The 19172-nt window shown below is 62.8% G+C and carries 13 protein-coding genes and 1 pseudogene; 6 read left to right on the forward strand and 8 right to left on the reverse strand.

The features are described from left to right. Nucleotides 1–95 precede the first annotated feature (95 nt). Nucleotides 96–1427 carry an amidohydrolase gene (locus ACHAC9_RS09665; RefSeq protein WP_435759529.1) on the reverse strand — a complete coding sequence of 444 codons (1332 nt, stop codon included), beginning with the start codon at nt 1425–1427 and terminating at the stop codon, nt 96–98. A 73-nt stretch (nt 1428–1500) separates the two neighbouring features. On the opposite strand from ACHAC9_RS09665, the gene ACHAC9_RS09670 reads away from it, so the two are divergent. After that, nucleotides 1501–1668 carry a hypothetical protein gene (locus ACHAC9_RS09670; protein ID WP_435759531.1) on the forward strand — a complete coding sequence of 56 codons (168 nt, stop codon included), beginning with the start codon at nt 1501–1503 and terminating at the stop codon, nt 1666–1668. A gap of 7 nt (nt 1669–1675) precedes the next feature. On the opposite strand, the gene ACHAC9_RS09675 is transcribed toward ACHAC9_RS09670, so the two are convergent. Further along, nucleotides 1676–2041, reverse strand: coding sequence for a PilZ domain-containing protein (locus ACHAC9_RS09675; RefSeq protein WP_435759533.1), 366 nt, complete (start codon nt 2039–2041; stop codon nt 1676–1678). Nucleotides 2042–2338: 297 nt separating this feature from the next. Between ACHAC9_RS09675 and ACHAC9_RS09680 the strand changes: the two are divergent. After that, nucleotides 2339–2476, forward strand: a pseudogene (locus tag ACHAC9_RS09680) (hypothetical protein); the annotation flags it as partial. Nucleotides 2477–2536: 60 nt separating this feature from the next. On the opposite strand, the gene ACHAC9_RS09685 reads toward ACHAC9_RS09680, so the two are convergent. From ACHAC9_RS09685 to ACHAC9_RS09695, 3 genes are all read right to left on the reverse strand, one after another. After that, a complete protein-coding gene (locus tag ACHAC9_RS09685; protein WP_435759535.1) occupies nt 2537–2914 on the reverse strand; it encodes a COG4315 family predicted lipoprotein in 378 nt (125 codons plus the stop codon). Nucleotides 2915–3007: 93 nt separating this feature from the next. Further along, a complete protein-coding gene (locus ACHAC9_RS09690; RefSeq protein ID WP_435759537.1) occupies nt 3008–4156 on the reverse strand; it encodes a DUF3616 domain-containing protein in 1149 nt (382 codons plus the stop codon). A gap of 64 nt (nt 4157–4220) precedes the next feature. Continuing rightward, nucleotides 4221–4427, reverse strand: a complete 207-nt coding sequence (locus tag ACHAC9_RS09695; protein WP_435759539.1) for a hypothetical protein — start codon at nt 4425–4427, stop codon at nt 4221–4223. 322 nt (nt 4428–4749) lie between these two features. Between ACHAC9_RS09695 and ppk1 the strand changes: the two genes are divergently transcribed. Both ppk1 and ACHAC9_RS09705 read left to right on the forward strand, forming a co-directional pair. Continuing rightward, the gene (gene ppk1 / locus ACHAC9_RS09700) at nt 4750–6963 is read left to right on the forward strand and encodes a polyphosphate kinase 1 (RefSeq protein ID WP_435760053.1); all 2214 of its coding nucleotides are present in this window, start codon (nt 4750–4752) and stop codon (nt 6961–6963) included. After that, on the forward strand, nt 6954–7415 hold the full coding sequence (locus tag ACHAC9_RS09705) for a SixA phosphatase family protein (protein WP_435759541.1): 462 nt from the start codon (nt 6954–6956) through the stop codon (nt 7413–7415). The genes ppk1 and ACHAC9_RS09705 overlap by 10 nt, the downstream gene beginning before the upstream one ends. A gap of 3 nt (nt 7416–7418) precedes the next feature. Here the strand turns inward: ACHAC9_RS09705 and ACHAC9_RS09710 are convergent, their stop codons facing one another. Continuing rightward, nucleotides 7419–8804 carry a Ppx/GppA phosphatase family protein gene (locus tag ACHAC9_RS09710; protein WP_435759543.1) on the reverse strand — a complete coding sequence of 462 codons (1386 nt, stop codon included), beginning with the start codon at nt 8802–8804 and terminating at the stop codon, nt 7419–7421. Between the two features lie 217 nt (nt 8805–9021). Between ACHAC9_RS09710 and ACHAC9_RS09715 the strand changes: the two genes are divergently transcribed. Beyond that, nucleotides 9022–10530 carry a CHAD domain-containing protein gene (locus ACHAC9_RS09715; protein WP_435759545.1) on the forward strand — a complete coding sequence of 503 codons (1509 nt, stop codon included), beginning with the start codon at nt 9022–9024 and terminating at the stop codon, nt 10528–10530. Here ACHAC9_RS09715 and ACHAC9_RS09720 read toward each other — a convergent pair whose 3' ends face one another. Beyond that, on the reverse strand, nt 10531–13188 hold the full coding sequence (locus ACHAC9_RS09720; RefSeq protein WP_435759547.1) for a bifunctional diguanylate cyclase/phosphodiesterase: 2658 nt from the start codon (nt 13186–13188) through the stop codon (nt 10531–10533). 383 nt (nt 13189–13571) lie between these two features. Between ACHAC9_RS09720 and ACHAC9_RS09725 the strand changes: the two genes are divergently transcribed. Then, entirely contained in the window at nt 13572–15887 is a 2316-nt protein-coding gene (locus ACHAC9_RS09725; RefSeq protein WP_435759550.1) for a putative bifunctional diguanylate cyclase/phosphodiesterase, read from the forward strand. Nucleotides 15888–15915: 28 nt separating this feature from the next. Here ACHAC9_RS09725 and ACHAC9_RS09730 read toward each other — a convergent pair whose 3' ends face one another. Continuing rightward, nucleotides 15916–19116 (reverse strand): error-prone DNA polymerase, encoded by a 3201-nt coding sequence (locus ACHAC9_RS09730; RefSeq protein ID WP_435759552.1) that lies wholly within the window; start codon nt 19114–19116, stop codon nt 15916–15918. Nucleotides 19117–19172: the final 56 nt, after the last annotated feature.

The following is a 19172-nucleotide window of genomic DNA, read 5'->3' on the forward strand; positions in this document are numbered from 1 at the left end:
TGCACATCGCGTCAGACATCGCCAACACATCGAAACGCATCCGCGAACAAAAACGCCGGCATCACGCCGGCGTCTTCACTCCTGACCTCACTACCTTATTTCTTCTGCCCCGGCTTGAGCAGATCCAGCAACACCGCCGTCTCCGCCATGATGAACGAGCGCACCGTGGGCTTGAATTCCGGCGCCCACTGCGGCGAGTGGGTGCCCGGCGGGTACTTGCCGGCCTTGCGCGCGTCCGCCAGCTTCTTCGGCTCGACCGCGCCGACGTGCAGCAGCACGGCCTTGACGCCAGCCTGGCCGTAATTCGCAAAGTCTTCCGACGTCATCTTGGCCGGCATCTCGACCACGTTCTGGGTGCCGAGCGCGCCCTGGATCGCGGTGACGGCGCGTGCGGTCAGCTCCGGATCGTTGTAGACCGAGTCGGCGCCCGGCACGATGTCGATTTGCGGCTTCTTCGGTGCGCCCGCGGCCTGTGCTTCGCCTTCGACTTCACGCACGATGCTGGCCAGAACGCGCTGGCGCACTTCCGGCTTGAAGGTGCGCACCGTCAGCAGCAGCTTGACCTGGTCCGGCACGATGTTGGCCTGGGTGCCGCCGTGGATGCTGCCCACGGTGATGACGACCGGATCGGCCGGGTTGTTCTCGCGCGAGATCAGGGTCTGCAGCGCCATCACGACGCGCGCCGACATGACGATCGGGTCACGCGTTTCGTGTGGCGTGGCGCCATGGCCGCCCTGGCCGTGGATGGTGATGGTGATCGTATCGGCGGAGGCACGGAAGTGGCCGGCGCGCCAGCCGACCTGGCCTGCCGGCAGCGTGCCTTCATCGTGCATCGAGAGCGCGTAGTCAGGCTTCGGGAAGCGCTTGAACAGGCCATCCTTGAGCATTGCGGCCGAACCCGTCAGCGGCTCTTCGGCCGGCTGGCCGACCAGCATCAGCGTGCCGCTCCAGGCCTTGCGGTTTTCCGCCATCAGCTTTGCAGTGGCATACCAGGCCGCCATGTGGACGTCGTGGCCGCAGGCGTGCATGACCGGCACGGTCTCGCCGGCCGCGTTCTTGGCCGTCGCCGTGCTGGCGAACGGCAGGCCGGTCTTTTCCTGCACCGGCAGGGCATCGAGTTCGGTACGCAGCATGGCGGTCAAGCCGGGACCGTTCTTCAGGATCGCGACGATGCCGGTGCCGCCGACGCCGGTGGTCACTTCATAGCCCAGCGCTTTCACGCGCTCCGCCAGTTTCTTTGCGGTCTGGTGCTCGTTGAAGGCCAGTTCCGGCGTGCGGTGCAGGTCCTGGTACAGGGCCTCGATGGCAGGGAAATCCTTGTCCATCTGGGCCGTGAATTCAGGCGGCAGCGCGGCGGCATGGACGGCGCCGGCGCCGAAAAGGCCAGCCAGCAGGAGGTGTTTCAGCATGCGGTTCGATGGTTTCATAGTCTTGTCAGGATGAGCGTCGCCGGGACGCGGGTCAGATGGAATCTAGTGCAGATCCCCAGCGGTCGCAAGCGTGACGCGCGGCTGGCTGCCGAACATCGCACGTTTCATGGCAATGCTGCCGGCAATTCGCGACAAGCTCAGCATGAGCGGTGACGGCCAGGTGCCCTCGTACGGCATCATCATGTCGTCGGGGCATGCGAGTGGCAGGGAGTATCTGCTCAATCCGGCGACGGATTAGGACTGGCTTACAGGGAAAATCCCGACAATATGCTCTGCGTCCGCTCGTCCAACGAGACGAAACGCAGTCCGATGCGGACATCTGCGCTCAAAAAAACACAATTCGTTACCTCGGCGCCGGCTTCGATCTTCCTCAGCGCGCCGTTCACGTACAGCGTAAAGCTGACATGGCAGATGGTTCCCGGCCTGAATGGACGGGGCAGCAGGAGCGCAACGCCGGCGGGACTGATGTCGACTGTCCGCCCTTTCATTGGCGGCAAACCCTCCATGCGCACGACTGCACCGACCCGGCATACGCGACGCACTTCGCGTCGGCGTTCCGGCAAACTTGTTCTTCCTTGTGCGTCATCGAGGAAGGAGCGCCCTGTTTGCATCTTCTATTATTTCCTTAAAACAACTATTATTACCTCAATGCATCTAATTGTCGAGTGTTATTTGACGAATTTGGTGATTCTGTGACGCATTCAATCCAAACCCGAAGCGCAATACGCTCTAGGTATTATTGACGAAATTAACTTTTCTTCAATTTCGTGGCTCTCCACCACACCAGAGTTTGCTTCCGCATTTGCAGGACGTATGCGAAAACGCCACTGTTGCGCTCTTCGTCATGGACGAGCGACAGTGTTGCGTCTATATGAACCTGCTGCCGAGCAGAGGGTGTTCGGCCCGACCTGGTCGTCAGCGATATCGGCATGCCAGGCATGGATGGATACGAATTTATCGCCGAACTGCGCAAACGCGAGCGAGCCACAGGCCGCGCCCAGGTCCCGGCCGGCGCATTGACGGCATATGCGCGCGTCCAGGACCGGATGCGGGCGCTGACCGGCGTTTTTCAGATGCACGAGCAAAGCGCGGCCCTGCGCAAGTCCTCAGTCAGCCACCACGTGCCACACGTCCTTGAGTTTGTCGCCCTTGCGCTCCCCCGGCTTGGTATCGTTGGCGAACAGGTACAGCGGCTTGCCCTTGTAGGCCAGCTGTTTGGTGCCGTCGTCGCGCGTGACGGTCGAATAAGGCGAGGCGACGCGCTCGTCTGTCGCAGGCACCGGCGGCCACATCTTCGCGCAGCCTGCGCTGCAGGCGCTCTTGCCCGAGCCGGCCGTGTCCTTGTCGAAGGTGTAGACCGTCATCCCGGCAGCGTCGGCCAGCACGCCACCGGCTTTCTTGAAGCCCGACTGCGCCAGCGCGGCGCCGCTTGAAAACACCAATGCAGTAGTCAATGCTGCGAGTACAGGGTGGATCGCTTTCATGGCAAACTCCTGAATGACAGTGAAGCTTCAGTATAGGCTGTGCATGGACGGATGGTTACGACGCGTGTGCTGCGTGGCTTGCAAGCCACGGCCTCAATCGCTCTTTCGCTTCGCGCGCCGCGCCAGGGGAAATACGTCGGCAATGACCGTGCTGTCGCCAATTTGCCGGCTCGGCGAGGCTGAGTCGTACACCACCATCAGTGCGTCCTCGCTGTCTTTCTTGCCAGGAAACAGGGTCATGCCTTCGGGATGGTCGACGCCCTGCCCATACGGAAGGGTCAGCACGCGTTCCAGCCGGTCTGCCGCCACGACCGTGTCGCGGCCGGCCAGTATCCCGCCGGCCCAGCGAAGCACGTAGACCGGGCCGTCCAGATCCATGGTCGGGCCGGCAAGGATCAGGAGATCCTTGTCCTGGACGCACAGATCGCGGATGCCCAACCCGCCCAGGTCGAGGAAATGCTTGCGCAGCATGGTGCCGTCGGCGTCAACGGGCGCCAGGCGCATCCATCCCGCTTCCTCGTCGTCGACCAGCGCGACCTCGATGATGGCCGCCCAACCGCGCAGGACCGGACCACGCAATCCCAGCAGCAGGTGTTTGCCCGCAACGGCGATGCCCTCGATGTCGAAACCATTGTCCTTGCCAGGCAGCGCCAGGAAAGGACCGAAATGCTCGTCCTGTTTCAGCAGCGCGGTCAGCTCGTTGCCGTGTTCACCGCTGCGCAGCATGGCGGCAGTACGTTGCTTGCCCTTCTGTCCGGTGTCCTTGAGCAGCGTGTACTCGCCATCCTGTTCGACCACGGGAATACGCGCCAGCAGATAACGGTTGCCGTCCGCGCTCACGGACGACAGGCGCTTGTGTGCCTTTTTCGCGCCGTCATCCGGCCGCGGCTGCTTGCGCCGCAGGCTATGCGAGCCGGTCAGCCACAGGTACTTGTTGTCGTAGGCCAGACCTTCGATGTCGGCTTCGTTGATATCGTCGGGCGTGTCGCCGTGCGCGGGCAGCGGGAGCGGCAGGAAGTCGTGGAGCGCGAACTGCTTGTGCTCGCGCGCGAAGCTGCTCCGTCCGGTGCTGTCGGTTTCCGACATGGTCAGGCGCTCAAGGCTGACCGACTCGTCGTTCGCGAGCCAGAGCGTGCGGCCCATGCGCAGGGCGACAGAAAGGCCGTCACGCAATTCCTTTTCGTGCGTCAGGTTGTCGTGTTCAGGATGAAATTCGAGCAGGACGATATGTGCAGGATGCATGCGTTCTCCGATGGTTGGCAACAGCAGCATACCGCTATTGTTGACCTGGCGGGGCGCGCCTTCTTCAGGGCAGATCCCGCACGGCGTCGCCCGACAGGACCCGGCGGATGACGGTGCCGTCGACACCCCGGGCTTGCAGGTACTCGACCGCACTCAGGAGGTTCGATGTTTTTTGGACGGTGAGAGCCTGCGCAATCGTGCAGGCATCGTAACTGACGCCTGCGCGCCCAATATGCGAAGGGGATCGCCGTTCGTTCAGTGTCGCATTCATTTCGGATTGCCTCAATTGGTTGAAAGAACATGACAGTCATTGCCATGTGCCAGCCTGACCCGGGATTATGACAACATCATGACTGAGCAGGAGATCGACTCTCTCAACAAACGATGCGGAACGATTTGGACGGGCCATAGATCAGTATATGCATGAATAGCCGTCCTCGTCAGAATGCGCTAATCTTGACATCAATGACTAATCCACAACCCCACTACCCCGAGGTGTCGCTCCGCCAGCCTAGCCGCACGGCTACATGCTGTAACACGCCTGTCATATCGGGCCACCATACTGACGTTCTTGCATGACTCCGCGCCCAAAAATGGAAAAGAAGGTGAAACACGATGAGGCGCCTTCTGCGTCCACGCCAGATAGTGCCGACCAGCCATTGACAGTAGAAAAGAAGGGGAAACACCAGGATGCGCAGGACGGGTCGCCGCCCGATGGCGCCGCCCAGTTCCTCAATCGCGAGCTGTCCCTGCTTGAATTTAACCGCCGTGTCCTGGCCCAGGCCGAGGACGACCGCCTGCCGCTCCTCGAGCGCCTGCGCTTCCTGTGCATCGTCAGCAGTAATCTCGACGAATTTTTCGAGGTGCGGGTCGCCAGCCTGCTTGCGCAGCACACCCTCGAACGCAGCATGGACGGCATGCCGGAAACCCTGGCCGCCACGCTCGCCCGCGCCAGCGAAGAGTGCCGCCGCCTGATCGCGCGCCAATATGGGCTCCTGAACGAGGAAATCCTGCCGCGCCTGTCGCAAAACGGCATCCACATTCTGCACCGCAGCGACCGTAACGCGGCCCAGCGCGCGTGGGTGAAGGAATATTTTGACAAGGAAGTACGCCTCCTGCTGACGCCGATCGGCCTCGATCCTGCCCACCCCTTCCCGCGCGTAATGAACAAGAGCCTGAACTTCATTGTCGAGCTCTCCGGCAAGGATGCATTCGGGCGCGGTACGGCCATTGCAATCATGAAGGCGCCACGGGTGCTGCCGCGGGTCATCCGCCTGCCCGACGAGCTGTCGGACAGGCCGGGCGCCTGCTATTGCCTGCTCTCTTCGGTCATCCAGGCGCACCTGCCGGATCTGTTCACCGGTCGCGAAGTGGTCTCTTGCTCGCAGTTCCGCGTGACACGCAACAGCGATCTCTGGGTGGACGAAGAAGAAGTCAAAAATTTGCGCCAGGCGCTACAGAGCGAGTTGCATAGCCGGCAGTACGGCTTTGCGGTCCGTCTCGAAGTCGGCCACGGCTGCCCGCCGCATCTCTCGAGCTTCCTGCGCGACCAGTTCGGCATCGACGACAGCCGTGTATTCGCCGTCGACGGTCCCGTGAACATGAGCCGCCTGCTCGAAATCGTCAACAGCCATGCCCGCCCGGAATTGAAGTTCCCGCCCTTCGCGCCCGGTTTTCCGCCCAAATTCAACCGCAACGACATGTTCGGCATCCTGGCGCGCCAGGATGTATTGCTGCACCACCCATTCCAGTCGTTCCAGCCGGTGATCGACTTCATCCAGACTGCCGCCAGCGACCCGGCCGTGGTGGCAATCAAACAAACCATCTACCGTGCCGGCATGAATTCCGAACTGATGGAAGCCCTGATCAGCGCGGCCCAGAACGGCAAGGAAGTGACGGTCATTGTCGAACTGATGGCGCGCTTCGACGAAGAGGCGAATATCAACTGGGCCGAACGCCTGGAAGAAGCCGGTGCCCAGGTCGTCTACGGTGTCGTCGGTCTCAAGACCCATGCGAAGATGGCGCTGGTGCTGCGCCGGGAAGCGTCCGGATTGCGGCGCTACGCCCATCTTGGCACCGGCAACTACAATCCGACCACGGCGCGCAATTACTCCGATATCGGCCTGTTGACCTCCGATGCCAGCCTGACCGCCGACGTCAACGAGGTCTTCATCCACCTGACCAGCATGACCAGGCCCAAGCAGCTCAGCTGCATGTGGCTGGCGCCGTTTTCGATGCAAAAGGAACTGGTGCGCATGATCCGCCAGGAAGGGGCAATCGCGCGCGAAGGCAAACCGGGGCGCATCATCGCCAAGATGAATTCGCTGACCGACGAAACCGTGATCCGGGCCCTGTACGACGCATCCTCTGACGGCGTGCGCATCGACCTGATCGTGCGCGGCGCATGCTCCCTGCGCCCGGGCCTGCCCGGCATGTCCGAAAACATCAAGGTGCGCTCGATTGTCGGGCGCTTCCTCGAACACACCCGCATCTTCTACTTCCGCAACAACCTGAAGCACGACATTTACCTCAGTAGTGCCGACTGGATGAACCGAAACCTGATGCGCCGCATCGAAGTGGCGTTTCCGATCCGCTCCCCCGCCTTGAAGAAGCGACTGCTGCGCGAATGCTTGCAACCTTACCTGAGCGACAATGTCAACGCCTGGGAACTGGGCAGCGACGGCCAGTACCGGCGTCGCAAGCTGCGCTCCGGCCAAAAGATCTGCAACGCACAACAAATGCTGATGGACACGCTCGGCGCCAGCGCGCAGGGCGAACCTGTAAAAGGAGACCAGACGTGGACCTGATCCTGTGGCGCCATGCTGAAGCACAAGACGGCGAACCCGACGCCAAACGCGCCCTGACATCGAAAGGCAAGCGCCACGCGGCGCGCGTCGGTGCCTGGCTCGACCAGCAGTTGCCGGAACAGTGCCGCATCCTGGTCAGCCCGGCGGTACGCTGCCTGCAAACTGCGGCGGGCCTGGGGCGCCGTTACACGGTACACGACGCCCTGGATACCGAATCGACCGCCGAACGGATGCTGGAGGCCTGCGGGTGGCCGGGCAACCGCTTTCCGGCACTCCTGATCGGGCATCAGCCCCTGCTCGGAGAACTCGCGGCACTGATCCTGGCCGGGGCGAAGCAGCCCTGGAAAATCCGCAAGGCGGGCGTGTTCTGGATCAAGGGATCGGACGCCGACGACAATCTGCCGTTCATCCGGCTGGCGGTCGGGCCTGAGCTGATCGGCACGCTGCGCTGACCCTTACGCTTCCCTGAACTGGAAACCGACGCCGGCCTCTTCCCAGGCCGTCCGTTCGCGCTCGAGCCAGAAACGCATTGTAGGATGCGTCTTGAGCCAGCCTGGCGCCAGTTCGGCCTCGATCCGGGGCTTCATGCGCAGCCGAAAGCCACCGAGCTCATCGTCGACACGCGCGTGCATGCACGCTACCGCCAGGCGCAACGCGAGCACCATGCGCGCCAGCGCCGGTTCGGCCAACGCATCCCGGATCTTGCGCAGGTTGCCCTTGTGGCCAAGCACGAGTGTGGCCATCAGGCGCTTTTCGCGTTCCGTAAAACCCGGCAAATCGACATGTTCGACCAGATAGGCGCCGTGCTTGTGCGCCCCCGTGTGCGATACGGCCAGGCCGATCTCGTGCAGCATGCAGGCCCAGCTCAGGTAATGCAGGCAGCTCTCGTCGCCCGCGCCGAGCTGGCCATACAAGTGCAGGGCGATCGTCGCGGTACGCTGCGCACGCACTGCGTCCACGCCGAAGCGCGCCATGCAGGCGACGATCGCCAGCTCGCGCCGATCAAACTGTTGCGCGCGCATTTCCAGGTCGGACAAGGCGCCCAGGCGCAGGCCGGCATTGATCGCGCTGACCCGCTCGATTCCCAGTTCCTGCATCGCGCCAATCAGGATGCCAACGCCGCCCAGCACGGCGACCACGCGTTCGGGCTTGAGTCCCGGCAATTCGACGCGGTCGATGTGGCCGCACTCGACCAGCGCGGCGCGTAGCGCGTTCAGGCCGTCAAGCGAGAGCGTGCCGTCGCCCAGTCCCCCGCGTGCGATCGCCTCAGCCATCGCGCGCATCGTGCCGGAAGAGCCGTAGGCGGCGCTCCAGCCATGCGTACGATAGGCGCCGGCCACGTCTTCGAACATTGCCCGCGCCATCGTGATGGCCTCGTCGAAGCTGGCATGCTCGATCCGCCCATCGGGAAAGAAGCGCGAGGCCTGGGGCTGGGTGCCGATGCTGAACGACTCGACCAGCGCGATCGCGTCGCCGCAACCGGCGATCACCTCGGTCGAGCCGCCGCCGATATCGATCACCAGCCGCCGTTCGCCGGCATCCGTCACCGCGCGCGCTACGCCCATGTAGACCAGCCTGCCTTCTTCTTCGCCAGAAATGACTTCGATGGGATAGCCGAGCGCCTTCTCGGCCAGCGGCAGGAATTCGGGCGCGTTTCTCGCCACGCGCAAGGTATTGGTGCCGACCACACGGACCGCGTCGAGGCGGTATTCGGCCAGGATCTGGGCGAACCCGGACAGGCAGCGCAGCGCGGTGTCGATCGCCTCGGCAGTCAGGTTGCAGTCAGGACCTAGCCCGGCCGCCAGGCGCACGGGATTACGCGCACTGCGAACGATGCGCATCTCGCCGCCGGCGGGTTCCCCGATGTGAAGACGAAAACTGTTTGACCCGAGGTCGACTGCTGCGAACATACGCACAACTTTCAAGAGATGATTGACGCAGTATACAACCACTGCTCCCGTCCGATACGCGGATGGGGTAGGATGAAGAAACGATGGCAGGATTGTATCGAACCGGCGCACACTGTTCACGCCGTCTGAACACCTCGAAAGGAACAACATGGAAACCGAACTGAAGTTGCAAGTACCGCCTGCACAGCTCGACCGGATGCGACAACACCCCATGCTGGCAGAATTCGCCGCCGACGGCGCGCACGAACACCAGTTGATCGACACCTATTACGATACCGCGGCGCACGACCTGTGGAAACAGGGCCTGACACTGCGCGTCAGGGAAGCCGGCGGCACGTGGGTCCAGACCGTCAAGACGGCCGCCGCCACCTCGCCTGGATTGCACGAACGTGGTGAATGGGAATGCGCGCTGCCCGATGCTACGCCACAACCGGACCTGCTGGCGCGCCAGATCAAGCCGTCGGCGCTGGCGCAGTTGCTTGCCGCTGCCGAGGCTAAACAACTCGTGCCCATCTTCCGCAACGTCACGCGCCGGACGACCTGGTCCCTGCGCTGGCCGGACGGCGACGAAGTGGAATGCGCACTCGACGCCGGGCGCATCGAATCGGGCGGCAACAACACCGAAATCGCGGAACTCGAACTGGAAATCAAGCGCGGCTCTTCCACCCACTTGTTCGAACTGGCACTCGCACTGCACGCAGACATTCCGCTGCGCATGTCGAACGACAGCAAGGCGGCGCGCGGCTTCGCCATGCTCGAGGCCGTGCCCACACAAGCGGTCAAGGCAACGCGGGTCAAGCTCGGACGGCACGCGACGCTGGAAGATACCTTCCAGCGCATTGGCCTGAACTGCGTTCAGCAGATGGAGTCGAACGTGCCGGGCGTGCTGCAACAGGATGTCGAAAGCCTGCACCAGATGCGTGTCGGACTGCGGCGCCTGCGCGCCCTGGTCGACATGTTCGGGGAGCTGGCCCCGGCGCCGGCCGACATCGGAGAAGGGCTCGACTGGCTGGCCGGGGCGCTCGGCGCCACGCGCGACTGGGACGTTTTGGCCGACTCGACGCTGGAGCAGGTGAAAGGCATCGATCCGGGCGCCTTGCGCCTCGCAGCGCGGGCCAGGGCCGGCAAGTTGCACAGTCAATTGCTGCAGACCTTGCATTCAGCCCGATTCACGCACGTTCTGCTCAGTGTCAACGGCTGGTTGCACGCCCGCCAGTGGCGCCTTGACGGAATCCTGCCAAAGCGCTCGCCGCTCGCCGAGCGCGCATCGAAGGCGTGCCTGCCACTGCTGCGCAAGGCCGAGAAGCGCCTGAGCAAGCGGATCGCCGATTTCGACGGCAAGGAGCCGCAGCACCGCCACCGGATCCGGATCGCCGCCAAGAAAGCCCGCTATGGCGCTGAATTCTTCCGTGACCTGCTGCCGGCAAAGCAGGTCAAGCAGTATGTTGCGCAGCTGTCCGAACTGCAGGATCACCTGGGAATGCTGAACGATTTCGCTGTCGCCGATCAACTGTTACCCGAGCTACAGAAAGGCAACGGCGAACTTGCGCGCCATGCGGCCTACGCACGCGGCTATCTGGTCGCCGCGTCGGAGGCCGACACCCGTGAGCTGGCCGCGTCCCTGAAGGCGGTGGCCAAGCTGCGCCTGCCACGCTAGTCAGGCGCAGGCGTCGATCGGCGCGGCGAGAAAACGGGCTTCGATCTCATGCGCGGGCAGCGGCCGCGCAATGTAGAAGCCCTGGACCTCGTCGCAGCCGAGTTCGCGCAGGATGCGCAGCTGCGCCGCCGTTTCCACGCCTTCGGCCACCACCGTCATGCCGAGCGCGTGCGCCATCGAGACGATCGCCTCGAAAAATACCTTGCCATCAGCCTGCTCCAGCTCTGCCGTAAAGGTCCGGTCCACCTTCAGCACGTCCATCTTAAGCGCCCGCAACTGGGACAAGGACGAGTAACCGGTGCCGAAATCATCCAGATGCAGCTTGATCCCGAGGGCGCGCAGCTGCGCCAGTTCGGCCGCGATCTCGGCATGGTCGCCCATCATGGCGGACTCCGTGATTTCCACTTCCACCAGCGCCGCCGGCAAGCCGTGGCGCCGCAGCGCCGATTCGAGCTGGCGCACGACGCCCCGGCCACCAAACTGCATGGGCGATACGTTGATCGACACCGGCACCAGGAGCATGCCGCCTTCGCGCCAGGCCGCCAGTTGGGCGCAGGCTTTCTCGATCACGAGCGCACCGATCTGCAGGATCAATCCGCTCGACTCGGCCAGTGGAATGAAGTCGCCCGGAGACACCATGCCTGCATCGGGGTGGCGCCAGCGCACCAGCGCTTCCATGCTCAGCAGTGTGCCGGAGGCCGGATCGACCCGCGGCTGGTAATGCAGGAAGAACTGGTCGCGCTCGATTGCGCCCGTCAATTGTTCCTTGAGCAGGACGCGTCGGCTGACTTCCCCTGCCAGGCGTGGGTCGAAGAAACGGTATTGCCCTTTGCCTTCATCCTTGGCGGCATACATGGCGATGTCCGCATGACGGATCAGGGTTCTGGCGTCGGCGCCGTCGCGCGGGAACAGGCTGATGCCGACGGAAGCCCCGATGACCGCCTGGATTCCTTCGTCCAGGACGAACGGCGTCTTGAATGCCGCCACGATGCGCTCGGCCACGGCGGCGATCGCGCGTTCATCCTGCCCGGGATGCAGCAGCACCACGAACTCGTCGCCGCCAAAGCGCACGACCTGGTCGCCAGGCCGCAGCAGCGTACCGAGGCGGCGCGCTGCCACCGTCAGCAACTGGTCGCCAACGGCATGGCCGTGCGAATCGTTCACGTGCTTGAATTCGTCCAGGTCGATGAACAGCAAGGCCAGGCCCGCGCCGTCCCTCGCTGTCCCGTCCAGCAACGCCGGGATGAAGTTCAGCAGCCAGCTGCGGTTGCGAAGCCCGGTGAGCGGGTCCTCATTCGCCAGGCGCTCGAGCTCGGTCTCGTGCCGCTTTCGCTCGCTGATATCCTGCAAGGTCACGGCAAGGCCGTCGCCGACGCGCACCACCCGCCGCCGGCCCCAGGTGATGGTGACCTTGTCGTTGGCCGGCATGCGCCGGTCTTCTTCATAAAAACCGTTCGACATCGCCAGCTGATAGGTCGCGATGACCTCGGCGCCCCCGATGCCGTGATCGATCGTCGACACGGCGCGTCCGACCAGCTCGGCACGGCGCATGCCGTAGAAAGAGGCGCCACGTTCGTTGCAGTCGACGACCATGAAGTCGACGATCTGGCCCTTGCGGTCGCGCAGCGGGGCAGCCATGTAGAACCCCTCGTCCGCGCTTTCGGTCGCGGTCCGGTAGGCCAGGCGCACTGCCTCCTGGTCGCGTTCGCGGGCAGCCGCGCGCAGCGACAGCACGCTCGCCAGGCCTGACAGCAGCAGGAGGCAGGCGCTGACAGCGAAAACACGGTCGCGGCCCGCTTTCCAGGACATCAGCGCCGCGGCCTGACCTTCGTGCCGCGACAGCGCAACCATGGCGACCACCGGATAGACTGGCGAATCGCGCCATCCAAGTGCACGTGCAACACCATCCCGGAATCCATCGGCGCCGATTGGCCGCGATCCGCCGGTGGGGCCGCCGGTGGCCCGCAGGCGCAGAATCCGGCCGTCTGCAGTAAACGTACGGGCGCCCTGTTCGATCCACGACTTGCCTTCGGTATCGACCAGCGTGAGCAGGCCATCGTGGCCGAGGGTCGAGGCGCCGACAAAGGACGTGAAATAGTCGCCATCGACCGCCATCACGACAATACCGTCGAACTCTTCGTCGGCACTATCGAGTCTGCGGGTGAACAGTACCCGCTCACCGCCACCTTCGAGTCCGCGCGGGGCCAGGTCGACCCGCAATGCGGTCGAGTTATTGTTCTTGTGCTGAAGGAAAAACGGCATCTGTGCCACGGAATGCGGCAAGCCACCGCCTTTGGACGAGGAGCGCACGCGACCGTCCGCGCCGACGATACCGACGAACACAAAAGCCTGATCGGTGAACATGCCGTCGGCGCGCATGTCTTCGATCACGGTCAGGCTCGGCGCACGCTCCCATCCATACTTGAGTTGCATCGTAATCTGGTCCATCTGCGCGATGGAGCGAGTCACGTATTGCTCATACGCCTGCGCATACGAGTCCGCTTCCTTCAACAAGTCGGCATCGGCCTGCTCGGCTTCGGTATTCGCGCGCGACACCGTCACTGCCCAGTAGGCCAAACAACAAAAGATCGCCAGCAAGGGCCACAGGATGGCCAGATAATAATTGGTGCGAGAGAGTGAAGAACTGGCTGGTTTCATCGTGCGCTGATACGTCCCCGGCATCAAGGCGCAACGGGCGGGCATGTCCATCGGCGGCACTTATCGAGGACAGGCTCCTGTCAGGACGGAAGCATAGCATCGATATATGACAGTATAGTGACCCATAGAAATATTTCTTTATTACAAGTCCTAGGGTCCGGTCTGACAATCGGACACGACCTCAACGCTGGCTGAGGAGTGAAGGCAGAGGCCGTGTCCAGATGTCAGACCTGACCCCAGCCGTTGTTGCTCGTAATAAGTCGGCAAGGCCGGAATACAACGATCAGCGATAAATACGCCCTAGTCATGCAATGTAACGAAATATTGCACCATACTATTTGTAAGTTCCCAGAAGAAATTTGGGTGGTGGCCAGAAAGTGCTTATGAATTGCCTGAATGATATCGCCGAGTGGCGAAATCGCAGTTTTACGACCTTGATGTCGATCGTACGCGTAGTGGCGCTGGTGGTAGCCATACCGAGTGCAGCCTTTGGTATTGTCCATGGCATCCCTGAACTGGCGTTGCTGGCGACGGTCGCCCTGGTCTGGATCCTGGTGATCGGTCGACTAAGCAATGCTACTTATGACGTGCAGGTATTGAATTTTCTTGCCATGGTGTTCGTGGTTGCCATCGGTGCGATGATCCTGATCGGTCCATTAGGCCTATGCTATCTGATGGCAGTACCGGTCATGGGCGTCATACTGCTGGGTCTGCAGCCAGCCTTGATCCTGCTTGCACTTGGCGCGAGCTGCATGCTCGGCCTCGGCATGGGAGGGTATTGTCAGCTTCCTGTTGACAATCTTGAAAGCGGCTCGTTCTGGGCAGCAGCCCTCTTCGCGCTGACGTTTGCTTGCGTCGGCACGTTCATCACGCTCACCTGCGACACACTGATCAAAGGTTTGTCGAGCTCGTTGAAAAACGTGCGCACGTTCGCCACGTCGTTGGAGGAGAGGCAGGAATCGCTGCATACGCTCAACGACGAATTGCGCCTTACCTCGGCAGCGCTCGCCGGGCTCAATGAGATGGTCCTCATCACCAAGGTAGCCGAACGGGAAAGCGCCATTCAGCCAATCATTTTTGCGAATTCCACTTTTGAACGCTGCAGTGGATACCGCGCCGATGAGGTCATCGGTCGCAGTATGCGTATGTTACATGGGTCGAATACGGATCCGGTGGTCATTGCCAGGATAGCGCAAGCCATGGCACGACGTGAGTCTGTGTCGGGAGAACTAGTTCTTTATACCAAGTCCGGTGAACCGTGCTGGATCGAAATGGATATCGTGCCATTCGCCAGTAAGGGCAAGAACATCACGCACTGGGTGACGGTGGGGCGCGATATTACCGAGCGCCGCCGCTCGGCCGACGCCATTCACCAGCTGGCATTCTTCGATGTGCTGACCGGCCTTCCCAACCGGCGCCTTCTGATGGAGCGCCTGGAGATCATGGTAGCTGGAGTCAATGCCGGAAAAGAACTGGGCGCAGTGTTATACATCGACCTTGATAATTTTAAGCACGTTAACGACGCGCGCGGACACGCCACTGGCGATGCGCTGCTCAAGCATATCGCTGCGTGCCTGGTCCGTGCAGTGCATGAACACGATACCGTAGCAAGATTGGGCGGAGACGAATTCGTCGTCTTGCTGGAGAATCTGGGGCGGGACAGCAGCATTGCGATCGCAGCGGCGCAGTCTGCGGCCGAGCGGGTCCGCGGCGCGCTCACGCAGGGGGCCGATATCGACGGCCAGATGTACCACTCATCGGGCAGCATCGGCATTGCCATCCCTACAAGGCCGGATCATACCGTGCACGATCTCCTGCGGGAGGCTGACACAGCCATGTACCAGGCCAAGGGAAGCGGTCGCAACGGCGTGGCACTCTTCGAAACCATCATGCTTGCGGACGCAGAGAATACGTTGTCGCTCGAGCGTGACTTGCTCAATGCGTTGAATAACGGTGAACTGGCCCTGCATTTTCAACTGCAGGTCGACCATGACGGCAAGGCCATCGGCGCGGAAGTACTGCTGCGCTGGCGCCGTGCTGACGGCACGCTCGTGCCCCCCGACGTGTTCATCCCGGTCGCCGAAGCAACGGGCCTGATTGTGTCGCTCGGTACATGGGTGCTTCGTCAGTCCTGCCTGGCGTGGCTCGAACTTGAGCAAGCCGGGGTGACATTGCCCCTGTCGATCAACGTGAGTCCGCGACAATTTCGGCAGCCAGATTTCGTCGCAGTTGTCCGCAGGGTGGTTCTCGACACGGGCGTACCGCCGCAGCAGCTGATCTTTGAAGTGACCGAAGGTTTGATGATGGATGATTCGGATGAAATTGTAGCGCGCATGTCTGAGCTGGCGCAATTCGGCATCCGCTTTTCGATTGACGATTTTGGCACTGGTTACTCGAATCTGGCTTATTTGAGAAAGATGCCCTTGTTCGAATTAAAAATCGACAAAAGCTTCATGCGGGATATGCCACATGACATCAACGGCATGGCGATCGTGCAATCGATCCTGTCGATGGCCGGCCATCTGGATCTGCGCGTTGTCGCTGAAGGCATCGAGAACGGGGAGCAGGCGCAATTCTTGAAAGAGAATGGGGCACCATTCATGCAAGGGTTTCTGTTCTGCCGGCCAATGCCTTTGGTTGAACTCATCAAGCGGTTGACAGCTGCCGAATCGATAAAAGAAGTTGTTCAGGCCCCCTAAAGCCAGGGTCTTGTAATTGTCTGGAAGCTCAGCAAAAATCCCGGCTCCCCGTCGCCAGCCTGCCCAGCAAATGCGACATGTCCACCAGCCGCTTGGCGACCAGGTGTTTCACCTGCCCCTGGCTCTGCCAGATGCCGTAGACGCCGAGCAGGTTCGCGCCCAGCACTTCGCGCCGCTGGTACTCCACCAGGTCCGGCCAGACGATCACGTTGACGTTGCCCGTCTCGTCTTCCAGCGTCAGGAACAGTACGCCATTCGCGGTGCCGGGACGCTGGCGCACGGTGACCAGGCCGCAGCCGCGCGCGAGCTGGCCGTCGGCGTATTCGCCCAGTACCGATGCCGGCATGAAGCGCTGCGCCAGCAATTGCTTCCTCAGCAGCGCCACCGGGTGGCGTCCCAATGTGAGGCCTTGCGCGCGGTAGTCGCTGACGATCTCGTCGCCTTCCGAGGGCGCCGCGAGAAGCGGCATTTCTTCGTCAATCGTCGTCGGGCGCAGCAGGTCCTTGTCGGGCACACCGCCGACGGCCTGCCACAAGGCTTCGCGCCGGTGGCCGGCCAGCGAACGCAAGGCGTTGGCGCCGGCCAGTACCTGCAAGTCGCCACGGTCGAGCCCTGCCCGCCGCGCCAGGTCGGCCACGTTCTCGAACGGCCGGATCGCACGCGCGTCCTCGATGCGCACCGCCGCCTCACGGCTCATGCCGCGCTGGAGCGAGAGACCGAGGCGCACCGCCGGCTGGCGCGAGGAATCATCCAATTCTTCCAGTGTCGATTCCCAGCCGCTGATCGCGATATCGACCGGCCGCACTTCGATGCCGTGGCGCTGGGCGTCCTGCACCAGTTGCGAGGGCGAATAGAACCCCATGGGCTGGCTGTTGAGCAGCGCGCACAGGAAGGCCGCCGGTTCGTGGCACTTCATCCAGGAGCTGGCATAGGCCAGCAGTGCAAAGCTGGCCGCATGCGACTCGGGAAAGCCGTATTCGCCGAAGCCCTGGATCTGGCTGAAGATGGCTTCCGCAAATTCGAGCTCGTAGCCGCGCTCTAACATGCCGCGCACGATGCGGTCGTAATAGTGTTCGAGTCCCCCCTTTCTCTTCCAGGCCGCCATCGCGCGGCGCAGCTGGTCGGCCTCGCCGGGCGTAAAACCGGCGCCGAGGATCGCGACCTGCATCACCTGCTCCTGGAAGATCGGCACGCCCAGCGTGCGCCCGAGCGCGGCGCGCATTTCCTCGCTCGGATAGCGCACCGGTTCCAGGCCCTGGCGCCTGCGCAGGTAGGGATGGACCATGCCGCCCTGGATCGGGCCCGGACGCACCACCGCCACTTCGATCACGAGGTCGTAAAAGACGCGCGGCTTCATTCGCGGCAGCATGCTCATTTGGGCGCGCGACTCGATCTGGAACACCCCCACGGTGTCGGCCGCGCAGATCATGTCGTAAGTCGCCTTGTCGTCGGGCGGGATGTCCTGCATCTCGAACAGGCTGCCGTGGCGCAGGCTGACCAGTTCCAGCGCGCGGCGCAGCATCGACAGCATGCCCAGCGCCAGCACGTCGACCTTCATCAGGCCGAGTTCCTCTAGGTCGTTCTTGTCCCACTGGATGACGCTGCGATCGGCCATCGCCGCGTTCTCAATCGGCACCAGGCGCGACAGCTTGCCCTGGGCGATGACGAAGCCCCCCGGGTGCTGCGACAGGTGGCGCGGGAAGTTCAGCAGCTGCTGCGCCAGGGTCGCCCACTGGCGCGACAGCGGTGCTTCCGGATCGAGGCCGCTCTCGGCGAGGCGGTTCAGCAGGTCGGCCTTGCTGTCGAACCAGCGGTGGGTCTTGCAGACCTTTTCGATGATGCCGAGATCGACGCCGAGCGCGCGGCCGCTGTCGCGCAGCGCGCTCTTGGGCCGGTAGCTGATGACGACCGCCGCCAGCGCGGCGCGGGTGCGGCCGTACTTGTTGTAGATGTACTGGATGACTTCTTCGCGACGCTGGTGCTCGAAGTCGACGTCGATGTCGGGCGGCTCGTTGCGCTCCTTCGAAATAAAACGCTCGAACAGCAAATTCGCGCGCGCCGGATCGACCTCGGTGATGCCGAGGCAGTAGCACACCGCCGAATTGGCGGCCGACCCGCGCCCCTGGCACAGGATGTTGTTCGAGCGCGCGAAGTGCACGATGTCGTAGACGGTGAGGAAGTAGTGTTCGTACTTCATCTCGGTGATCAGGCTCAGTTCATGCTCGATCTGGGCTTGCACTTTCGCCGGGATCCCTTCCCGAAAACGCCGGTGCGCGCCGATATAGGTTTCGGCCCGCAGGAAGCTGCTCGCCGTCTGTCCCTTTGGCACCACTTCGTTCGGGTATTCGTAACACAGTTCGTCGAGCGAGAAGGTGCACAGCGAAGCGACACGGAGTGTCTCGTTTAATGCCTCGTTCGAGTAGATGTTCGCCAGGCGCAGGCGCGCGCGCAGGTGCTGCTCGGCGTTTTGCGCCAGGCCGTAGCCGCATTCGGCCACCGGTTTGTTCATGCGCGTCGCCGTGAGCGTGTCCTGCAGGGGTTTGCGCGAGCGGACATGCATCACGACGTGGCCGAGGGCGACAATGGGCAGCCGGTGCTGCCAGCCGACTTCCTCGACCGTGACCCGGTGCGCCTCGTCGAAGGCGCGGTGCAGCAGCACCAGGCCAAGCCAGGCGCGCCCTGGAAATTGCGCCGCCACCCACGTCGCCTGCGCGTGCAGGCGGTCGACATCCTGTGCTTCGTGACCGGGATAGTGTGGCAGCAGGATCGCCAGGCAGTCGGGCATGCCCTTTAAATGGGCGAGCTGCGTGGGCGGATCGGCGATATCGTCGGGCGTGAGAAAGTAGGTCCCCTTCTCGCTACGCGTGCGTCCCAGCGTGATGAATTCGGACAGGTTGCCGTAACCATTGCGGTTCTGCGCCAGCAGGATCAGCGACAGCGCCGGATCGCCGCCCGCTTGCCGCAAGTGAAAATGGGCGCCGACAATGAAGGGCAGCGCCGCTTCCTTCGCTTCGGCGTGCGCCCGCACCACGCCGGCCAGCGAACACTCGTCGGTCAGCGCCAGCGCCGAATAGCCGAGGCGCACCGCACGCTCCACCAGCTCCTCCGCATGCGAGGCGCCTTGCAGGAAGGAGAAGTTCGACAGGCAGAACAGCTCGGCATAATCTGGAAGATGAGCTGGCAGCTGAGCGGGCAGGCCCTGGGTCGGCGGCGGGGGGTGTGATGGCATCGGCACGCTGGGATATTGTGAGTTCACAAAATACTGTATAAAAACACAGTATACCC

Origin of the sequence: Massilia sp. CMS3.1, from assembly GCF_051262535.1 — a bacterium.
Classification (GTDB): Bacteria; Pseudomonadota; Gammaproteobacteria; order Burkholderiales; family Burkholderiaceae_D; genus Telluria.

Coding starts and splice junctions, on each gene's coding strand:
- ACHAC9_RS09675 (WP_435759533.1), bottom strand. CDS start 2,041: ATGCAAACAGGGCGCTCCTTCCTCGATGACGCACAAGGAAGAACAAGT.
- ACHAC9_RS09720 (WP_435759547.1), bottom strand. CDS start 13,188: ATGAAACCAGCCAGTTCTTCACTCTCTCGCACCAATTATTATCTGGCC.
- ACHAC9_RS09690 (WP_435759537.1), bottom strand. CDS start 4,156: ATGCATCCTGCACATATCGTCCTGCTCGAATTTCATCCTGAACACGAC.
- ACHAC9_RS09695 (WP_435759539.1), bottom strand. CDS start 4,427: ATGAATGCGACACTGAACGAACGGCGATCCCCTTCGCATATTGGGCGC.
- ACHAC9_RS09725 (WP_435759550.1), top strand. CDS start 13,572: ATGAATTGCCTGAATGATATCGCCGAGTGGCGAAATCGCAGTTTTACG.
- ACHAC9_RS09665 (WP_435759529.1), bottom strand. CDS start 1,427: ATGAAACCATCGAACCGCATGCTGAAACACCTCCTGCTGGCTGGCCTT.
- ACHAC9_RS09685 (WP_435759535.1), bottom strand. CDS start 2,914: ATGAAAGCGATCCACCCTGTACTCGCAGCATTGACTACTGCATTGGTG.
- ACHAC9_RS09730 (WP_435759552.1), bottom strand. CDS start 19,116: ATGCCATCACACCCCCCGCCGCCGACCCAGGGCCTGCCCGCTCAGCTG.
- ppk1 (WP_435760053.1), top strand. CDS start 4,750: ATGGAAAAGAAGGTGAAACACGATGAGGCGCCTTCTGCGTCCACGCCA.
- ACHAC9_RS09710 (WP_435759543.1), bottom strand. CDS start 8,804: ATGCGCATCGTTCGCAGTGCGCGTAATCCCGTGCGCCTGGCGGCCGGG.
- ACHAC9_RS09715 (WP_435759545.1), top strand. CDS start 9,022: ATGGAAACCGAACTGAAGTTGCAAGTACCGCCTGCACAGCTCGACCGG.